The 19160-nt window shown below is 69.5% G+C and carries 17 protein-coding genes; 6 read left to right on the top strand and 11 right to left on the bottom strand.

The annotated features are described in order from the left end of the window. The first annotated feature begins 78 nt into the window (after positions 1-78). Positions 79-558: an ATP-binding protein gene (locus tag ACQEWB_RS15255; protein ID WP_432831124.1), complete on the top strand. Its 480-nt coding sequence runs from the start codon at positions 79-81 to the stop codon at positions 556-558. Here the strand turns inward: ACQEWB_RS15255 and ACQEWB_RS15250 are convergent. Further along, a complete protein-coding gene (locus ACQEWB_RS15250) occupies positions 536-1174 on the bottom strand; it encodes a DUF4328 domain-containing protein (protein ID WP_432831122.1) in 639 nt (212 codons plus the stop codon). The genes ACQEWB_RS15255 and ACQEWB_RS15250 overlap by 23 nt on opposite strands. 81 nt (positions 1175-1255) lie before the next feature. On the opposite strand from ACQEWB_RS15250, the gene ACQEWB_RS15245 reads away from it, so the two are divergent. Next, entirely contained in the window at positions 1256-2578 is a 1323-nt protein-coding gene (locus ACQEWB_RS15245; protein ID WP_432831120.1) for a DUF3500 domain-containing protein, read from the top strand. On the opposite strand, the gene ACQEWB_RS15240 is transcribed toward ACQEWB_RS15245, so the two are convergent. Further along, positions 2550-3401 (bottom strand): AraC family transcriptional regulator, encoded by an 852-nt coding sequence (locus tag ACQEWB_RS15240; protein WP_432831118.1) that lies wholly within the window; start codon positions 3399-3401, stop codon positions 2550-2552. The two genes, ACQEWB_RS15245 and ACQEWB_RS15240, sit on opposite strands and share 29 nt — an antisense overlap. Before the next feature lie 26 nt (positions 3402-3427). Between ACQEWB_RS15240 and ACQEWB_RS15235 the strand changes: the two genes are divergently transcribed. From ACQEWB_RS15235 to ACQEWB_RS15225, 3 genes are all read left to right on the top strand, one after another. Next, positions 3428-4012: a class I SAM-dependent methyltransferase gene (locus tag ACQEWB_RS15235; protein WP_432831116.1), complete on the top strand. Its 585-nt coding sequence runs from the start codon at positions 3428-3430 to the stop codon at positions 4010-4012. A gap of 388 nt (positions 4013-4400) precedes the next feature. Further along, positions 4401-5579, top strand: coding sequence for a 4-hydroxybenzoate 3-monooxygenase (locus ACQEWB_RS15230; RefSeq protein WP_432831114.1), 1179 nt, complete (start codon positions 4401-4403; stop codon positions 5577-5579). Between the two features lie 39 nt (positions 5580-5618). Further along, positions 5619-7250: a methyltransferase gene (locus ACQEWB_RS15225; RefSeq protein ID WP_432831112.1), complete on the top strand. Its 1632-nt coding sequence runs from the start codon at positions 5619-5621 to the stop codon at positions 7248-7250. A gap of 74 nt (positions 7251-7324) precedes the next feature. On the opposite strand, the gene ACQEWB_RS15220 is transcribed toward ACQEWB_RS15225, so the two are convergent. From ACQEWB_RS15220 to ACQEWB_RS15185, 8 genes are all read right to left on the bottom strand, one after another. Continuing rightward, the gene (locus tag ACQEWB_RS15220) at positions 7325-8902 is read right to left on the bottom strand and encodes a pyridoxal phosphate-dependent aminotransferase (protein WP_432831110.1); all 1578 of its coding nucleotides are present in this window, start codon (positions 8900-8902) and stop codon (positions 7325-7327) included. Between the two features lie 171 nt (positions 8903-9073). Further along, positions 9074-10228 (bottom strand): aldose epimerase family protein, encoded by a 1155-nt coding sequence (locus ACQEWB_RS15215; RefSeq protein WP_432831108.1) that lies wholly within the window; start codon positions 10226-10228, stop codon positions 9074-9076. Positions 10229-10284: 56 nt separating this feature from the next. Beyond that, on the bottom strand, positions 10285-11529 hold the full coding sequence (mmsB, locus tag ACQEWB_RS15210; protein ID WP_432831106.1) for a multiple monosaccharide ABC transporter permease: 1245 nt from the start codon (positions 11527-11529) through the stop codon (positions 10285-10287). Continuing rightward, on the bottom strand, positions 11526-13076 hold the full coding sequence (gene mmsA, locus ACQEWB_RS15205; protein ID WP_432831104.1) for a multiple monosaccharide ABC transporter ATP-binding protein: 1551 nt from the start codon (positions 13074-13076) through the stop codon (positions 11526-11528). The genes mmsB and mmsA overlap by 4 nt, the downstream gene beginning before the upstream one ends. A gap of 63 nt (positions 13077-13139) precedes the next feature. Then, the gene (gene chvE, locus ACQEWB_RS15200; RefSeq protein WP_432831102.1) at positions 13140-14246 is read right to left on the bottom strand and encodes a multiple monosaccharide ABC transporter substrate-binding protein; all 1107 of its coding nucleotides are present in this window, start codon (positions 14244-14246) and stop codon (positions 13140-13142) included. Positions 14247-14293: 47 nt separating this feature from the next. Continuing rightward, the gene (locus ACQEWB_RS15195; RefSeq protein WP_432831100.1) at positions 14294-15265 is read right to left on the bottom strand and encodes a hypothetical protein; all 972 of its coding nucleotides are present in this window, start codon (positions 15263-15265) and stop codon (positions 14294-14296) included. A 113-nt stretch (positions 15266-15378) separates the two neighbouring features. Then, a complete protein-coding gene (locus ACQEWB_RS15190) occupies positions 15379-16383 on the bottom strand; it encodes a zinc-dependent alcohol dehydrogenase (RefSeq protein WP_432831098.1) in 1005 nt (334 codons plus the stop codon). Then, positions 16380-17537, bottom strand: a complete 1158-nt coding sequence (locus tag ACQEWB_RS15185) for a mandelate racemase/muconate lactonizing enzyme family protein (RefSeq protein ID WP_432831096.1) — start codon at positions 17535-17537, stop codon at positions 16380-16382. Before ACQEWB_RS15185 ends, ACQEWB_RS15190 begins: the two co-directional genes overlap by 4 nt. A gap of 280 nt (positions 17538-17817) precedes the next feature. Here ACQEWB_RS15185 and ACQEWB_RS15180 point away from each other — a divergent pair, with 280 nt between their 5' ends. Further along, entirely contained in the window at positions 17818-18651 is an 834-nt protein-coding gene (locus ACQEWB_RS15180) for an SCO2400 family protein (protein WP_432831094.1), read from the top strand. 41 nt (positions 18652-18692) lie between these two features. On the opposite strand, the gene ACQEWB_RS15175 is transcribed toward ACQEWB_RS15180, so the two are convergent. Further along, positions 18693-19130: a MarR family winged helix-turn-helix transcriptional regulator gene (locus ACQEWB_RS15175; RefSeq protein ID WP_432831092.1), complete on the bottom strand. Its 438-nt coding sequence runs from the start codon at positions 19128-19130 to the stop codon at positions 18693-18695. Positions 19131-19160: the final 30 nt, after the last annotated feature.

Here is a 19160-nt window from a genome sequence, read left to right as displayed (position 1 = left end):
TCCGTGACCGCGTACGCTCCGCGAGAGTACGCGCGCCGGACCTGGTGAAGTGCCCCGTCGGCCCGCCAGATTGGGGTCATGACCGCACCCCTCGCCAACCAACCCCCCGTTACCGTACGTACGTTCACCCAGCGCCTCAGCCCCACCCCGCGCGGTGCCCGCCTCGCCCGCCACCTCGCCCTGAACCAGCTGCACACCTGGGGCGTCCCACCCGGCAGCGACGCCTGCGACGCCGTCGCCGCGATCGTCGCCGAACTCGCCGCCAACGCCGTCACCCACGGTCGTGTCCCGGGGCGGGACTTCGAGCTGCGGCTGTCGCTCGTCACGGGCAGCGTCCGGATCGAGGTGACCGACACCCGCGCCGAGGAGAGACCGCCCGCCCCCGGCGCCGTACACCCTCCGCTTCCTCTCGACGAGAACGGCCGCGGTCTCGTTCTCGTCGACGCGCTCGCCGACCGTTGGGAGGTCCTGGAGCGGGAGGCGCCGGGCAAGATCGTGCTGGCGGAAGTCGATCTGCCGGGGTGGCGGGCCTTGGTCAGGAAGGCGCCTCGGTCCTGACCTCCGAGCGGCTCGGACCGTCGGCCTTCCCCGCGGAGCCCGCCGTACCGCTCTGCACGGACGTGATCCGCTGGATCAGCCACAGGATCAGGACCGCCGCGACGACGTTCAGCACCTCCGACGCCACCAGCAGTGGCAGCGAGGTCGAGGACCGCCAGAACAGGCCGACCGCCACATGCGCCGCCCAAGCCCCCCACCACGCGTTCACCAAAACCTCGCCGCGACGATCGCCGGCGGGGGCGCTCGCCCGCATCGTGCCGAGGAGCAGGCCGCGGGGGACCCAGAAGTTGACCAACGGGATGAGCCAGCCCGCCACGGCCCAGACGTCGTGGCCCAGGTCCACGCCGGGGGAGATCGCCCGGGCGTTGCGGCGGGCGCGGTGCTGCCAGGTCAGGAAGAGGGCCGCCGCGGCCGTCGTCGCGTACACGGAGACCATCGAGGCGAAGCCCGAGCGGCTCTCCGGCGTTCCGACGGGGTCGAGATCGTGTGCCCTCACCATCACGGCCCGGTACACCTCTGCGGCCGCCGCCACCGCTATCGCGCCCTGCGCGAAACGGGCCAGTGTCCAGGGGGCTTGCGCCGCACGTCCGTCGGGTCTCTCTGATGGCATGGTCATGCCGTGCAGGATATGTGCTCTCCGTCGGGCTCACAGGCAGGCCCCAGGAACGCTTCAGGTACGTCATGGACTTTGGTACGCATGCACGGACACCGACCACGTACCCCCGAAGCCGACCGCAGCCGCCGCTGGTTCATGAACAAGGCGCTGCTCGCCGGCGGAGTCGCCGCCATGGCGACCATGACCGGCTGCTCCTCTGGCTCCAACTCCTCGAACACGGCCAGCAGTTCGGCCTACGGCCAAGCCCCCTCGGGAGGGCCCGGCGGCATGCCCTCCGGTGGCCCCAGCGGCATGCCCTCCGGCGGACCCGGTGGGGGAGGCGGCGGCGGTATGGGGCCCGGCGCCAGCGAGGTGAAGTACGCCGACTTCAAGGGCGTCACCACCAACGGCAAGATCGTCGACGACCTGTACTCGATCCACTCCACCGACGTCTCCACCGACGGCATCGTCAAGGCTGCGCAGGCCTTCCTGGACGGGCTCTCCAGCAAGGAGCGCAAGTCCTGCGTGTTCGACGTGGACGACGACGAGTGGCTGAAGTGGAGCAACGTCGACGGGTACGAGCGCCAGGGCGTCCGGATGGGCGACATCACCACCAAGCAGCGCAACCTCGGTTACGCGCTGCTCGGCGCCGCCCTCTCCGCCGACGGCCTCACCCGGACCCGCAACATCATGAAGCTCAACGCCTTCCTGGGCGACTACAGCGGCGGCGGCCGGGAGACCCTCACCGAGGGCGCGTACTTCTTCACCTTCATGGGCACCCCGTCGACCACCAAGCCCTGGGGTTTCCAGTACGAGGGTCACCACGTCGCGATCAACTACTTCGTGCTCGGCGACCAGGTCGTCATGACCCCCACCTTCATGGGCTCCGAGCCGACCTCGGCCACCTACAAGGGCGAGAAGATCACCCTCTTCAGGACAGAGACCAAGGCCGGGCTCACGCTGCTGCGCTCCCTCACCTCCGCCCAGCAGAAGAAGGTCATCTCCTCCGAGACCAAGGCCCGCGACAACTTCAAGGCCGGCGCCGGGCAGGACAACGCCAAGCTCGCCTACCAGGGCCTGGTCGCCAAGGACTTCACCAGCGCCCAGCGCGACAAGCTCCTCGACCTGGTCCGCGTCTACGTCGGCAACATGAACGACGGACACGCCGAGGTGCGGATGACGGAGGTCGAGGACCACCTCGACGACACGTACTTCTACTGGATCGGCGAGACCAAGGACTCCTCGGCCTTCTACTACCGGGTGCACAGCCCGGTCGTGCTCATCGAGTACGACGCCCAGTCCCCGCTCGCCTACGGCACCGGCCAGGAGCCCACCCAGCAGCACATCCACACCATCATCCGCACCCCCAACGGCGGCGACTACGGCGTGGACCTGCTCAAGCTGCACCTGGAGAACGACCACTAGCGGCCGGTCGAGAGGCCCGTTCCTGGCGGAAGCCGCTCGGCGTCTCGCCGGTGTAGGCCTGGAAGGCCCGGCTGAACGCGCTCGCGCTGTCGAAGCCCACCGCGAGGGCGGTGGCGAGGACCGTGCTGTCGGGCTCGACCAGCAGGGTCATGGCGTGCAACAGGCGGCTGTGGAGCAGGTATTGACGCCATGTCATGCCGGTGGCGGCCTGGAAGCGGCGGCGCAGGGTGCGTTCGGAGACGGCGACCGCGCGGCAGACCTGGTCGAGGGAGACCGCGGCCAAGTGGGTGTCGGTGTGCCGCATGACCTCCGTGATCAGGGGGTCCGTGCTGGTCGGGAGGTGGAACGGCAGCTCCTCGTCGAGGCGTTCGCGGACCAGGTGGGACAGCGCCTCGAAGTAGGAGTCGGCGACCGCGTCGCCGGTCGTCCGGCCGATCGGCCAGCGCGCCGCGTAGATGAGCATCGCGCGCAGGATCGGGTCCACCGGAAGGACGCGGACCCGGCCGCCGGTGTCCCGCAGCAGCGCGGGATCGAAGAAGACCGAGACCGTCCTCGCCCCGATGAAGGAACTCTGGTGGGCGAGGCCGGCCGGTATCCACACCGCCTGGCGGGACGGCAGCCGGTGGCGTGCCGTCGCGGTCTCGACACCGACGATCCCCTCTGAGGCGTACTCGAGTTGGTGCTGGTCGTGCAGGTGCCACGGGGTCGTCCCGTCGCCCTCGAAGGCGAAGGCCCCCGCGGCCACCCCGACCGAACGCATCAACGCCCAGCGGGAGTTGGCCGCGGGAGGCACGGAAGTGGCCGTTCGTGCGGAGCCGGTCATGGCCCGGAGTATGTACGAATGAGTACATGACGTCCATGAACCAGTACCACCTGACCTTCCTGAACTCCCCGGAGTGGGCCGAGCTGCTGCGCACCCGGCTGCTGCCCTGGCTGCGGGAGGCGGCCGAACTCGGCGACGACGTACTGGAGGTCGGCCCTGGCCCCGGCCTCACCACCGACCTGCTCCTCGAACTGGCCGACCGGGTCACGGCGGTCGAGATCGACGCCGACCTCGCCCACAAGCTCGCCGCCCGCCTCGACGGCACCCGCGCCACGGTCGTCCACGGCGACGCCACGACCGTCGACCTGGAGCCCGACCGCTTCTCCGCGGCGACCTGCTTCACGATGCTGCACCACGTCGAATCACCCGAGGCCCAGGACCGGTTGTTCGTACGGGTGCGTCAACTGCTGCGTCCCGGTGGGATGTTCGTGGGGGCGGACGCCTCCGCCAGTGACGAGCTGCGCGAGGCCCACATCGACGACACCTACGTCCCGGTGGACCCGGACACCCTCGAACTCCGGCTCACCACCGCGGGGTTCACCGACATCACCGTCATCACGACGCCCGGCGAGAACCAGTTCCGCTTCACCGCCCGCAGGCCGCGCGGCTGAGGCTGCGCGGGCCGTTTCCGCACCTCGGCCGGCCGCTGCCTGCTGTACTCCACGGGTGGCGGCCTGGCCTACGGGACCGGACCGGACCGCGTTCAGCGTCGGCGGCGACGCCTTCTCCCCAAGCCGCGGGCTGGTGGTCCGATCGCCGCCCGCCCGTATGGGGCCAAGGCGGTCGAGGCGCCGTACATCGTGAAGCGCAACGGCTACTACTACCTCTTCGCGTCGTACGACGTCGGCATCAACCAGCTGAGCTGGAGCACCGGTTGGCCCGTCGCATACTAGCCGTAATGTCACCTGTATGGTCCAATCACCCCGTTCTGTGTGGGTGCGGTGAAGATCCGGGTGATATGAAACCCTTTGGCCGAAAGCGGAACATCAGAGGGTGGGCATGGGGAAACGGTTCGACCTGGGAGAACAGGTCGGTGTGGTGATCGTCGGGGCGGGCCCGGCGGGGCTGGTTCTGGGCAATCTTCTGCTGGACCGGGGTGTCGACTGCGTAATTCTGGAACGGCGTGGGCGCGCGGCGGTGGAGGGGCGGGCCAGGGCCGGTTTCCTGGCCGCCCACTCCGTCAGCGTGCTGACCGACAACGGCCTGGCAGCCGGACTGCGGACCCGCGGCCGTACCCACACCACCTGCCTCTTCCGCAGCGACCGGGGGGAGTTCACCCTCGACTACGGGCGGCTGGGCCGCGGCGAGGTGCACACCGTCTACCCCCAGCAGGAGCTGGTGCGGGACCTGGTCGCCGAGTACCTGCGGCGCGGCGGTGAGCTGCGGTTCGGGCAGGAGGTCGAGGAGATCACCGAGGGCGGCCGGGTGCGGGTGCGCGGCGGCCAGGACGTGACGGGACGGTACGTCGCCGGGTGCGACGGGCACCGGGGGGTGGCCCGCCGGACACTCGCCGCACGGGGGACGCGCACGGACCGCTGGGACCACGCCGTCTCCTGGCTGGCGGTGCTGGCCGAGGCCCCGCCCAGCATGGCCGCCGTCGGATACGCCCTGCACGAGCGGGGGTTCGCGGGCCACATGGCCCGTACGGAGTCCGTCACCCGCTACTACCTCCAGTGCCCGAGAGGAACCGATCCTGCCGAGTGGAGCGACGAGCGGATCTGGACCGAGCTGGCGACGCGGATGCGCACGGCCGAGTTCGGCCCGCTCCGGCAGGGCCCCGTGCTGGAGAAGGCGGTCGTGGACCTGCGCTCCGACGTGCTGGAGAGCCCCGGCGCCGGGCGGCTGTGGCTGGCGGGCGACGCGGCCGGGCTCATCAGCCCCTCGGCGGCCAAGGGCGCCAATCTCGCCGTACTCCAGGCGGAGTTGCTGGCCCGGGCCCTGGCGGAGGCACTGACCCGCGGCGACGAGAGCGGGCTCGTCCGGTACGCCGCGGACTGCCTGCCGCGCGTCTGGCGGGCGCACGAGTTCTCGCACTGGATGAGCGGCCTGCTGCACGGGCCCGCCGCCGACGGCGCCGAGGCCCGCTACGGCCGCGCCCTCCAGTACGCCCGCCTGGAGAGCCTGCGCGACTCCCGCACCCACCAGGACTTCTTCGCCGAGAACTACACCGGCATCTGACCGCGGAACACGCACACCCACGATCAACGGGAACCCTTCATGAACCTCCCCGTCGTACAGGCACGCCTGGCCGAAGCCGACCTGCAACGGATCCGGCGCGCGGTCGACCACGTCCGTGCCCACGACACGGACCAGGTCCTGGCCGAACTGCTCCCCGACCTCACCGCCGCGGAACGGGCGGACGTCTCCCGCCACCTGGTCTTCGACCACACCGCCGTTCTGGTCTTCCCCGCGACCCTCGACGGCCTGCGCGAGGAACTCCGCGAACGCGGCCTGGAACCGGGCGCCATGGCCCCGAGCGTGGTGGTACGAGGACGACTGGCCCGGCGCTACGGCGCGATCGTCGGCGACAGCCCGGTAGGCATCGTCCACGTGGCCGTAGAGGGCCGCAGCGTCGAGATCTTCGCGCTGCCCGTGCCCCCCGACTCCCCCCTGGAGGCCGTCGCGGTCGACGAACGCGCCGCCGACCACGAGTCCCACCACGCCTTCGCCCTCACCTCACCCGGCCCGGTGGTCCCGGCCGGACTGCGCACCCTGCTCCAGGAGCGGGCCGGCGCGGTCCCGGACGGCGGCGGCTACAACGGCCACGAGAACGTGACGGTCCTCTACTACCGCACTCGCACCCACCAGCGCTTCGAACTCCGCCTCCCCGGCCGCCACGACCCCCTGCCCGACCCCCCGGTCGCCCTGCTCAACACGATGACGGGCGCCTGGGCCACCCAGGCCGTCGCCACGATGGCCGAACTCCGCATCGCCGACCACCTGGCCGACACCCCGGGCATGGACGCGGACCTCCTCGCCAAACTGACCGACACCCACCCCGACGCCCTCCGCCGCCTCCTGCGCTACCTCGCCGCCCTGGGCCTGGTGACCTCCGCCGACGGCACGTACCACCTCACCGCCGCGGCCCAACCCCTGCGCACCGGCACGGACTTCTCCCTCCACCCCCTGGCCCTCCTCTACGGCGGCCTGTTCTACGACTCCTTCGCGGGCCTCACCCACTCGGTCCGCACCAGCGAGGAGTCCTTCGCCCACCGCTACGGCCGGCACCACTTCCCCTACCTGGCCGAACACCCCGAACTCGGCGACCTCTTCCACCGCGCGATGGCGTCGAGCGCGGAGATGTTCGCCCCGGTGCCGCACCTGGTGGACTTCACGGACGCCCACAAGGCGATCGACGTGGGCGGCGGAAACGGCGAGCTGCTGGGGCGGGTGCTGCGGGCACACGACCACCTGGAGGGCGTACTCCTGGAGCAGCCGGGGGCGTTGGAGGCGGCACGGTCCAACCTGGCTGATTTGACCGCCCGTTGCACCTTCATGCCGGGCGACTTCACGGAGGAGGTGCCGGAGGGCGGGGACGTCTACCTGCTGTCCCGCGTACTGCACGACTGGGACGACGACCGCTGCCTGACGATCCTGCGCAGGTGCGCGGAGTCGATGCGACCGGGTGCCCAACTCCTGCTGGTGGAACGCCTGTTGCCGAACCGAGAGGGAACTCCGTCACTCGCGGTGGCGTGGGATGTCCACATGCTGTGCAACGTAGGAGGCAGGGAGCGAGACGAGAGCCATTACCAACGGCTCTTGGAGGAGACGGGCTTCAAGATGGGGGAGTGTCATGCGTTGCCGCTGGGCGCGTCACTGATCAACGCCGTGAGGGTAGCGCCCCATTAGGGGCGCGGGGCTGTATCGATTTGCGGCTCCGCCGCGTGGGCGCGACCAGCCCCCACACACCCGCACCGAACCGACTACGCCCCCGCCGCACTGGGCCAACTCTGCGCATTGGGCCACCCGGTGGCCGGAGCCGGAGCAAGCCCGGGCCCGGTGGTACCGCGCACCTGCGCCGCGGTAAGCCCCCCACGAGCCGGCACACCGGGCGGCGTGGGCCCGGTGGCCATCGGCGCACCCATGGGCTCGGGCATTTGCATCGCGGCCGGCATGGGGGCCGGAGCAGGCATCTGCATCGGCGTCTGCATGGGCATGGGCGCCTGCATGGCAGCCGGCATGGCCGCCGCAGGCATGGGCGCGGGCATGGGCGTCGGCATCGGCATGGCGGCCGGCACCGGCACCGGAACCGGCTCAGGCGCCGCGGGCATCTGCATCGGCATCTGGATACCCGCCCCGTTGGTCTCCCCCACCAGCCGGTCCACGGCCGCCGTGCCCGAGCTGTAGCTGGTCCCGGCGCCCAGCTCGGGCACGGCGGCTCCCCTCCTGGTCCCGTAGAGCACCTGTTCCATGCCGGACACCAGGCGACGCACGTCCGTCTGGGGGCGCACCACGAGCCTCAGGAAGCGGCTGGACGAACCGATCTTGTTGCCGCACTCACGGACCAGGATCCGGTGCTCGGTGAGCAGGCGGTCCCGGACCACGGTGCCTTCGGCGCCCACGGGGAGGCGCACGAAGAGGAAGTTGCCCTGGGAGGGGTAGACGGTCAGACCCGGCAGCGAGGAGAGCTGGCTGGCCATGTCGAGGCGGTCGCGGCGGACCTGGAGCAGGCTCTGCGCGTACTCGGGCCCGTGCTCCTTGAGCATGAACACCACGTACTCGGCGAAGGCGTTGAGGTTCCACTTGGGGAGCATGGAACGGACCCGCCCGGCCAGCGCGGGGTTGGCGACCATGTAGCCGAAGCGTATGCCGTGCAGGCCGAAGTTCTTGCCGAGGCTGCGCAGCACGATGACGTTGGGCCGGATCATCGCCTCCTGGACGACGCTCGGCTCCTGCTCGGCGTCGGCGAACTCCAGGAACGACTCGTCGATGATCACGAGGTCCAGGTCGGCCATGGCGTCCATGAACTGCACGAGCGCGTGCTTGTGCAGGAAGCCGCCGTCGGGGTTGTTCGGGTTGCAGATGACGGCGACCTTGGTGCCGCGGGCGCGGATGAACTCGGCGTACTGGGCGAGGTCGAGGGCGAAGCCGCTGGACTCCTGGAGCGGGAACATGTCGACCCGCTTGCCGGTCTCCATGGGCTGGTCGGTCCAGCGGCCGAAGGTGGGGACGGGGATGGCGAGGGACTCGCGGACCATCAGGTGGTCGATCCAGGTGATGAGTTCGGTCGAGCCGTTGCCCATCGCCACGGCCTGCGGCGGGAGTTGGAGCAGGTTGCAGAGTTCGGCGGTGATGGTGTCGGCGCTGCTCGGGTAGAACGTCACGATGTCGCGCAGCCGCGCCGACATGGTGTCCATCATGGCCGGGGTGGGGAAGTAGGGGTTGCAGGGGATACAGAAGTCGATCGGGCCGGCCCCTTCGCCGCCTTCTCGGGTCAACGCCGCCATCGACGGGCTGTGAGCCGCGGTACTGCGGAACAGCGAGGTGACGTTGTCGGCCATGGAACCTCCGTATGGGGCGGATCCGGCGGGGACGACCGGGCCCGTCGTGTCTGGGTGGCCCGCGCGGGGGAGCACGGGCCGCCCTTACATACGGATGCCTGTGTGGCGCTGTTCAACCGCTGTGGATTCGATGGAAAATTGTGAAGCTCCTGTGAACCCCGCGGTGTCGGCTCAGGCGGAGAACGTGTGGACCGTGGTGGTCCGGTACGTCTGCCCAGGTCGCAGCACCGTCGACGGGAAGTTCGCGTGGTTCGGCGAGTCCGGGAAGTGCTGGGTCTCCAGGCACAGGGCGTCGCCCTGACGGTACGTCTTCCCGCCCGTACCCGTCAGCGTCCCGTCCAGGAAGTTGCCGGAGTAGAACTGGAGGCCGGGCTGGTCGGTCGCGATCTTCAGCGTGCGGCCGGAGCGCGGGTCGCGCAGGGTCGCCACGTGCACGGGCTTGTCGGTGATGCCCTTGTCCAGGACCCAGTTGTGGTCGTAGCCCTTGGCCTGCACCTGCTGGACGTGGCCGTCGCGGATGTCACGGCCGATCGTCTTGGTCTTGCGGAAGTCGAACGGGGTACCGGAGACCTTCGCCAGCTCGCCCGTGGGGATCAGTCCCGTGTCGGTGGGCGTGTACCGGCCGGCCGCGATCGTGAGCTCGTGGTCCTCGATCGTGCCGCTGCCCTCGCCGGCCAGGTTCCAGTAGACGTGGCTGGTCAGGTTGAGGACCGTGGCCTTGTCGGTGGTGGCCTCGTAGTCGATGCGCCAGTCGCCGTGCTTGGTGAGGGTGTACGTCACCTTCGTCTTGAGCGTGCCCGGGTAGCCCATCTCGCCGTCGATGCTGGTGTAGTGCAGCACCAGGCCGACGTCGGAGCCCTTGGTGAACGGCTCGACGTCCCAGATGTGCTTGTCGAAGCCCTGGGTGCCGCCGTGCAGGCTGTTGACGCCGTCGTTCACGGACAGCTGGTAGCTCTTGCCGTCCAGGGTGAACTGGCCCTTGGCTATGCGGTTGCCGTAACGGCCGATCAGGGCGCCGAAGTACGGGGTCTTGGCGACGTAGTCCGCGATGTTGTCGAAGCCCAGGGAGACGTTGGCGTAGTGGCCGCGCCGGTCCGGGATCTCCAGCCCCTGCACCACACCGCCCCAGTTGAGGACCTTGAGCCGGGTGCCGCCGTTCTCCAGCGACCAGCGGTAGACCTTGGTGCCGTCGGCGAGCTTGCCGAAGAGCTCCTTCACCGGCTTCTTCCCTCCGGAGGCTGCCTCGGCCGTGCCGCTGCCGAGGGTGGTGGCGGCGATGCCCGCGGCCGCGGCGCCCGCGATGACTGTGCGTCTGTTCAGTTCCATTTGTGCGGCTCCCGTAAAGGGGTGGGGCCCCGCCTCGCGACGGGGCCCGAGCTGACTTACGAACCTGACTTGCGCTTGTTCCACACGTCGAACCCGACCGCGGCCAACAGGGCCAGGCCCTTGATGACCTGCTGCCAGTCGGTGCCGACGCTGAGGAGGTTCATGCCGTTGTTCAGCACACCGAGGACGAGACCACCGATGATCGCGCCGAGGACGGTACCCACACCGCCGCTCATGGACGCGCCACCGATGAACGACGAGGCGATGGCTTCGAGCTCGAAGTTCAGACCCGCCTTCGGCGAGGCCGCGTTCAGACGGGCGGCGACCACCAGACCCGCCAGGGCCGCGAGCACGCCCATGTTGAGGAAGACAAGGAAGGTGACCTTCTTGTCCTTGACGCCGGACAGCTTGGCCGCCGGCAGGTTGCCGCCGATCGCGTAGATGTGGCGGCCGAAGACGGCGTTGCGCATGACGTAGCCGTATCCGACCACCAGCACACCCAGGACGATCAGGATGATCGGCGCGCCCTGGTAGCTGGCGAGGATCATCGTGACCGCGATGATCGCGGCGGCGATGGCGACGAGCTTGAGCAGGAAGGCGTTCCTGGGCAGCACGTCGAGCGAGAACTCCTGCTCGCGCTTGCGGTCGCGGACCTCCTGGAAGACCACGAAGGCGAGCAGCACGATGCCGAGCAGCAGCGTGAGGTTGTGGTAGTTGGTGTTCGGGCCGACCGCGGGCAGGAAGCCGTTGCCGAGCTTCTGCAGGCCGTCCGGGAACGGGCCGAGGGTCTGGCCCTGGAGGAAGATCTCCGTCAGACCGCGGAAGAGCAGCATGCCCGCGAGGGTCACGATGAACGACGGTATTCCGAGATACGCGATCAGGAAACCCTGCAACGAGCCCGCGACCGCGCCCACCAGCAGGCACAGCACCAGTGCGATCGGCCACGACACGCCGTGCTGCACGGTCAGCACGGCCGCGAACGCGCCGACGAACGCCGTCAGCGAGCCGACCGACAGGTCGATGTGCCCCGCGATGATCACCAGCATCATGCCGATCGCGAGGATCAGGATGTAGCTGTTCTGCAGCACCAGGTTGGAGACGTTGCGCGGGAGCAGCAGGTCGCCGCCGGTCCACACCTGGAACAGGACCACGATCAGGCCGAGCGCGATGAGCATGCCGTACTGCCGCATGTTGCGCTTGAGGCCGCCCAGCATCAGCTGAAGCAGTCCCTCGGAGTCCGAACCCCCGCTCTTGCCGGGCGGCGCCGAGGCCGGGACCTTGTCCGTCACATCCGTGCTCATCGCGTTACCTCTTTGTCCTTCGTCATCTGGCGCATCAGCACTTCCTGCGTGGCCTCGGCCCGCGGGACCTCGCCCGTCAGCCGCCCGGCGGCCATGGTGTAGATGCGGTCGCACATGCCGAGCAGCTCCGGCAGCTCGGACGAGATGAAGACGACCGCCTTGCCCTGCGCGGCGAGTTGGTCGATGACCGTGTAGATCTCGTACTTGGCGCCGACGTCGATGCCGCGGGTCGGCTCGTCCAGGATCAGCACGTCCGGACCCGCGAAGATCCACTTGCTGAGGACGACCTTCTGCTGGTTGCCGCCGGACAGCCGGCCCACCGTCTCGAAGACGGTCGGCGCCTTGATGTTCATGGACTTGCGGAAGCCCTCGGCGACCTTCCGCTCCTCGTGCTCGTCGACCACGCCCCGCTTGGCGACCTTGCCCAGGGCGGTCAGCGAGATGTTCCGGTTGATGTTGTCGATGAGGTTGAGGCCGTAGTGCTTGCGGTCCTCGGTGACGTACGCGATGCCGTGCTGGACGGCCTCCGCGACGGTCTTCGTCCGGATCTCCCGGCCGTCCTTGAAGACGTGGCCGCCCGCGTGCCGGCCGTAGCTGCGCCCGAACACGCTCATCGCGAGCTCGGTGCGGCCGGCGCCCATCAGGCCCGCGATACCGACGATCTCCCCGCGGCGCACGTTGATCGACACATCGTCGACCACCTTGCGCTGCTGGTCGATCGGGTGGTGCACGGTCCAGTTGCGGACCTCGAGCGCGGGTGCCGCGTCCGCCTCGCCCTCGTACGGCGTGCGGTCGGGGAAGCGGTGGTCGAGGTCGCGGCCGACCATGCCGGAGATGATCCGGTCCTCGGTGGTCTCCGCCGCCTTGACGTCCAGGGTCTCGATGGACCGGCCGTCGCGCAGGATCGTCACCGAGTCGGCGACCTTGCGGATCTCGTTCAGCTTGTGGGAGATGATGATCGAGGTGATGCCCTGCTTCTTCAACTCCAGGATGAGATCCAGGAGTTTGCCGCTGTCCTCGTCGTTCAGAGCCGCGGTCGGCTCGTCGAGGATGAGCAGCTTCACCTTCTTGGAGAGCGCCTTGGCGATCTCCACCAGCTGCTGCTTGCCCACGCCGATGTCGGCGATCCGGGTCTCCGGGTGGTCGGACAGCCCCACCCGGCGCAGCAGCTCGGTGGCGTGCTTGAGTGTCTCGTTCCAGTTGATGAACCCGCCGGAGGCGTGTTCGTTGCCGAGGAAGATGTTCTCCGCGATCGACAGGAACGGCACGAGTGCCAGCTCCTGGTGGATGATCACGATGCCGTGGTGCTCGCTCGCCCGGATGTCCTTGAACGAGCAGACCTCTCCCTCGAAGAGGATCTCGCCCTCGTAGGTGCCGTGCGGATGGACGCCGGAGAGCACCTTCATCAAGGTGGACTTTCCGGCGCCGTTCTCACCGCAGATGGCATGGACCTCGCCCTGACGGACGGTCAGCGTGACGTCCGACAGCGCTTTGACGCCGGGAAAGGTCTTGACGATCGAGCGCATTTCCAGGACGGGTCCCGCCATGGTCGTGCCCTTTCAGTCCGTAGGAATGGTCGGCCTTCTCATCGAACTCATCGAAAAGGCGGACTACTTGAGCTCGTCGGCCGTGTAGTAGCCGGTGTCGACCAGTTCCTTCGTGTAGTTGGTCTTGTCGACGCTCACCGGCTGAAGGAGGTAGGCGGGGACGACCTTGGTGCCGTTGTCGTACGTCTTGGTGTCGTTGGTCTCCGGCGTCTTGCCGTTGAGCACGTCGTCGACCATCTTGGCGGCGACGTCGGCGAGCTTGCGGGTGTCCTTGTAGACGGTCTGCGTCTGCTCGCCCGCGATGATCGACTTCACCGAGGCGAGCTCGGCGTCCTGGCCGGTGATGACCGGGAGCGGCTTGCTGGAGGAGCCGTAGCCGTCCGACTTGAGGGCGGCGAGGATACCGATCGAGATGCCGTCGTACGGCGACAGGACCGCGTCGACCTTGGCGCTCGAGTACGTGGAGGTCAGGATGTCCTCCATGCGCTTCTGGGCGGTGGCACCGTCCCAGCGCAGGGTGGTGACCTGGGTGAGCTTGGTCTGGCCGGACTTGACGACGAGCTTCTTCTTGTCGATGTACGGCTGGAGCACGCTCATCGCGCCGTTGAAGAAGTACTTGGTGTTGTTGTCGTCGTTGGAGCCGGCGAACAGCTCGATGTTGAACGGGCCCTTGCCGCTGGCCAGGCCCAGCTTGTCGACGATGTAACTGGCCTGGAGCTCACCGACCTTGGTGTTGTCGAAGGACGCGTAGTAGTCGACGTTCTTCGTACCGAGGATGAGGCGGTCGTAGGCGATCACCGGGATCTTCGCGTCCGCGGCCTGCTGGAGCACGTTGTTGAGCGACTTGTTGTCGATCGCCGCGACGATCAGGCCCTTGACGCCCTGCGTGATCAGGTTCTCGATCTGCGAGACCTGCTGGTCGGGGTCGTCCTCGCCGTAGACCAGCTTGGTCTTGTAGCCCTTGGCTTCAAGGTCCTTGACGACGTTCTTGCCGTCGGCGATCCAGCGCTCGGAGGACTTGGTGGGCATCGCGATACCGATGGTGCCGCCCTTGGCACTGCCCGAGCTCTCCTTGCTGCCGCCCTCGCTGCTCTGCCCACAGGCGGACAGCGTGAGGGCGAGCGAGGCGGCTCCGGCTATGAGGGTGAGGGCGCTTCTACGAGTGCGCATGGTGATCAGTCCCTGTTCTTCTCGACGTTGAGAGGTGGAGAGGTGGTTCAGGCCTCGGTGGGAAAGCGGTTGAGCGTTCCGGGCAACCGGGAGCCGAGCGGCGCCATGTCGCCGTCCGCACCGTGCCGGGCGAGCAGGTCGAGAGCGAGGCGGCCGCGCCGCACCCGCTCCCGGGCGGTGTCCAGGGTCACGTCCCGCAGGTGGGTGCCCCACGGGTAGATGCCGGGAGCCTTGGACAGACCGAACTTCAGGTAGAGCGGTGCGCCACGCCGGATGAGCTCGGCGACCTCGTACATCCGGATGTAGCCGCCGAGGTCGTCGGGGGCTTCGATGTACATGTCCATGGGGGCGGCGGAGACCCGCCGTATCTCGGTGAGGTGATCGAGCGTCAGGTCGCTGGGCACGTTGACCGAGTCGGCGCCCAGGTGCTCGAAGACCGCGTACGCGGCCGGGTTGACTGGCCCGATGAGCGCCGACACCTTGAGGGTGGTGTCGGCCGGGATGATCCCGGCGGTGCGCGCCCGGTGCAGCGTCCACAGCACGCCCTCGTCGGCGACGAGCAGGCACTTGACGCCCAGCTCCGTTGCCCGCACCGCGTCCTCGACACAGCCGGCCACGGCGTCGTGGCCCCGTGCGCGCAGTCCGGCCCCCCGCGAGTCGGAGCGCACGGAGCCGCCGATGTCCCAGGTGCCGCGCGGGCCGGTGAACAGGCAGAGCTCGATGTCGCGTTCGTTGGTCGCGTCGACCATCTCGGTGATCTCGGCGTCGCTCAGCATCCAGATGCCGCTGCCCTGGCTGATCCGGTGGATCGGCACGTCGAGGCGCGAGGACTCCTTGAGGACGACGGCCAGTGCCTCGGGACCCTCGCACGAGGGGATCTCGGTGCGCCAGCGGCCGCCGCCGGGGAAGGTGTGCGCCGAGGCGTCGGCGGGATCGAGGGCGGGCGCGCCCAGACCGAGCGCGGTGAGCGCCTGCTCACCGGGTCGGCGGGCCGCCGGGGCGGAAGCGTCGGTCGTCACAAGCTGTCCTTCGTGTTCGGTATTTCGGACAAGGTTCGCGGCTCGGGGTATGAGAAGGCTCTGGGTGTACGCCGGTACGGGGGCCGTCAGGTCGCCCCCGTACCGGCGTACGTCTAGGGGCGGAGCAGCACCTTGCCCACCTTGGGATCACCGGATCCGACCAGCTCGATGGCCTCGGGGAACTCGTCCAGCGGCAGCTCGTGCGTGACCAGCGGCAGCGGGTCGAGCAGTCCGGCGCCGAACACCCGCACCGTGTGCGCCCAGGCGTCCGGCGGCGCCCCGAAGACGGTGTGCACCTCCAGCTGCCGTACCACCAGGTCCGTCGGGTCGAGACCCTCGGCGCCCGGCGCCGGGATCCCGGTGAGGACCAGGCGTCCGCCGCGCCTGAGCAGGGAGGCGGCGGTGCGCGCGGCGGACGCGGACCCGGCGGTCTCGATGACGACGTCGAAGTCGTCGGGGAGTTCCTGGTCCTTGGTACGGAAGTCGGTGGCGCCGAAAGTTTTCGAAAGCTCCGCACGGTCGGGTCGGGTCCCCACCACGAGGAGCTCGGCGGGCGAGCCCGCCTTCAGGAACTGAACGGCGAACATGCCCAGCGTGCCCGTGCCGACGACCGCGACTCGCTCGCCCGGCAGGGCGTTCGCCTTGATGGCGGCGGCCGCGATGCAGGCGGCGGGTTCGAGGAGAGCCGCGGCCGTCAGGTCCGCGTCGTCCGGCAGGGCGTGCAGCAGCCGCGCCGGCAGGGTGAGCGTGGCGGCCATTGCACCCGGCTGGGTGAACCCGGTCTCCTCGTACCCCGCGGTGCACAGCGTGGTCTCGCCCGCGTGGCAGCGGTCGCACACCTGGCAGTTGCGGAAGCCCTCACCGACGACCTTGCGGCCCACGAGGCTCCCGGGTACGCCGGCGCCGACCGCCTCGACCGTCCCGGACCACTCGTGGCCGGGGGTGAGGGGGTAACGGACGTACCCCTCGGGCCGGTTGCCCTGGTACACCTCGCGGTCGCTGCCGCAGATGCCGACGGCGTGGACGCGCACCAGCGCCTCCCCGGCCTCCGGCCGCCGCGGCTCGTGCGAGGTGACCCGGTGCTCGCCCGGCGCCTCGATGACGACCTGGGAGGTCACTTCGTGCCCTTCGGCTTGCGCTGCTCCCAGCCCTCGGCCCACAGGTCGAACCGGGCCTGCTGCTGCGGGAACTCGGCCGCCGCGTCCGCGTCGAACTCGACGCCGAGGCCGGGCCGGTCGGTCAGGTGGAAGTAGCCGTCCACGACCTCCGGCGCCCCCTTGACGACCTTCTTGATCTCCGCGTCCGCGAAGTCGTTGAAGTGCTCCAGGATCTTGAAGTTGGGGGAGGTGAAGCCGACCTGGAGGGAGGCGGCGGTGAGGACCGAGCCACCCACGTTGTGGGGCGCCACGAGCACGTAGTGGGCCTCGGCGGTCGCGGCCAGCTTCCGGGTCTCCCAGATGCCGCCGATGTGACCGACGTCCGGCTGGATGATGTCGACGGCCTGGCTCTCGAACAGCTCGCGGAACTCGATGCGGTCGTGGATCCGCTCACCGGTGGCGACCGGGATGTCGACCTTCGCGGCGACCTTCTCCAGCGCCTTCAGGTTCTCCGGCGGGCAGGGCTCCTCCAGCCACGCGGGCTTGAAGGGGGCGAGCTCGCGGGCCAGCCGGACGGCGGTGGCGGGGGAGAAGCGGCCGTGCATCTCCAGCATCAGCTCGGAGTCCGGACCGATGGCGTCGCGCACGGCCTCGATGAGGGAGACGGCGTACAGGGTCTGCTCGTGGTCGAGCTCGAAGTGCCCGGTGCCGAAGGGGTCGATCTTGACCGCCTTGTACCCGCGCTCCATGACCCCCTGCGCGGCCTTGTGGTACGCCTCCGGAGTCCGCTCCGTGGTGTACCAGCCGTTGGCGTAGGCCTTGACCTTGTCCGTCACCTTGCCGCCGAGCAGCTGCCAGACCGGCACCCCGAGGGCCTTGCCCTTGATGTCCCAGCAGGCCATCTCGATGACCGCGATGCCGGACATCACGATCTCGCCGGCCCGGCCGTAGTCGCCGTACTTCATCCGCCGTACGAGGTCTTCCACGGCGAACGGGTCGGAGCCCAGAATGTGGTTGGCCTCCGCTTCCCGCAGGTAGCCGATCAGCGCGTCGGTGTGGCCCAGCATCCGGGTCTCGCCGACTCCAGTGATCCCCTCGTCGGTGTGCACCTGGACGTAGGTCAGGTTGCGCCACGGCGTCCCGACCACGTGTGTGCTGATTCCGGTGATGCGCACGGCGATTGCCCCTCAGCTGTTCGAGATTTCGTCACACGTTCGAAATGCTGGCGTGACAGTAAGGACGGGGCGCCAGGAGTGTCAATGGGTCGAACGCATAACGGTTTCGACACCGCTTTCGATACGGCTTTCGGAGGCGGTTTCGGTGCGATCGGGGGAGATGCCCGGGAGATCTGGGACGAAGTCCTCAACTCGCCACGCCGGAACGGGTCGTTCACCACACAACTTTCACAGCTGTGACTATGAACGTGACCTGTCAGGAACTTAGTCTTCCCGCGTCATGGACTACTGCCTCCCGTGCCGACGGCACCTCAACGGCGCCCTCGCCTGCCCGGGGTGCGGTACCTCAGTCGAAGAGATACGCGCCCAGCAGGCGTCCCCGCGGGTGCCCGCGCAGTCGCGCCATGAACCGCAGGCGGAACTCCAGCAGGTGGCGGTCGGGGCGGCCCCCGGCGCCGCCGAAGCCGTCGTGGCGCCGGCGGGCGGCGGCCGTGCCGCGCGCCGGAAGGCCCGTGGGCGGGCCGCCGGAGTGCCGGACGAGCGTGGCGCCGCCACGGGCGTCCTCGCTCACGGCGACCCGGCCGACCCCGACGACGGCGACCCGGACGACGACCCCACCGTCGGCACCAGCCGACGCGATCGCAAAGCCGCGGCCCATCGCAGGCGCCGTCGCCGGACCCTGCTGATAACCACCGCGGCGATACTCGCGGCCGCCGGCCTCAGCCTCGCGGAACTCGGCGTCGACGCCCCCTTCACCAGCTCCAAGCCGGCCGCGTCCGGCGACGACTCGGCGGACGGCGCGGCATCGGCGGAGGCCGGCGGCACGGACAAGCCGGTCGACGGCAGGAGCGGCGGCGCGACGGGGTCCCCGTCGCCGGACGCCTCCGCCTCTCCGTCCGCCTCGGAGTCGAAGGATGCCGAGAAGGACGACAAGGACAAGCCGTCCAAGGACGCCCAGTCCGCCACGGCGGGCGCCAACCCGGGCACCGCGACGACGGCCCCCTCGGACACGGCACCGGCCTCGTCGCCCACCGCGACCTCCGCGCCGACGACGTCCGCACCGAGCGCCGACCCGTCGCCCTCGTGCACCCGGTTCCTGTGGTGGTGCACCTGAGCCCGAGGGGCTCGATCAGCGCACTCGGCCAGGGGCCCGGCTCAGGCCGTCAGCATCCGCTGTAGCAAATCCCGCAAAGAAAGCCGCTCCTCGTCGGAGAGTCCCGCCAGCGGCTCGCGCGCGAAGCGCAACCCGTCCCGCAGCTCCCGTGCGACCCGCAGGCCCTCGTCCGTCGCCGCCGCCAGCTTCACGCGCCGGTCCGCCGGGTCGGGGCGGCGCTCGACCAGTCCGCGGGACTCCAGCCGGTCCACGATCCCCGTCACGTTCGACGGCTCGCACTTCAGCTTCTGCGCCAGCTTCCGCATCGGCAGCGGCTCGAGCGACAGCAGGCTGAGCAGCCGCGCCTGCGCGCCGGTCAGCGCGTGCTCGCCCGCGGCCTCCTCGTAGTCCGCGTAGAACCGGGCCACGACGTCGCCGATCAGCTCGACGACCTCGAGGGTCAGTGCGTCGGGACGGCGGGTCTTCTGCGGAGTGGTCATGCACACCAGCCTACCCCTTTACTTGACAAC

The organism is Streptomyces sp. CA-249302, assembly GCF_050936785.1.
GTDB lineage: Bacteria > Actinomycetota > Actinomycetes > Streptomycetales > Streptomycetaceae > Streptomyces.
This window is presented reverse-complemented; position numbering and strand designations above follow the sequence as displayed.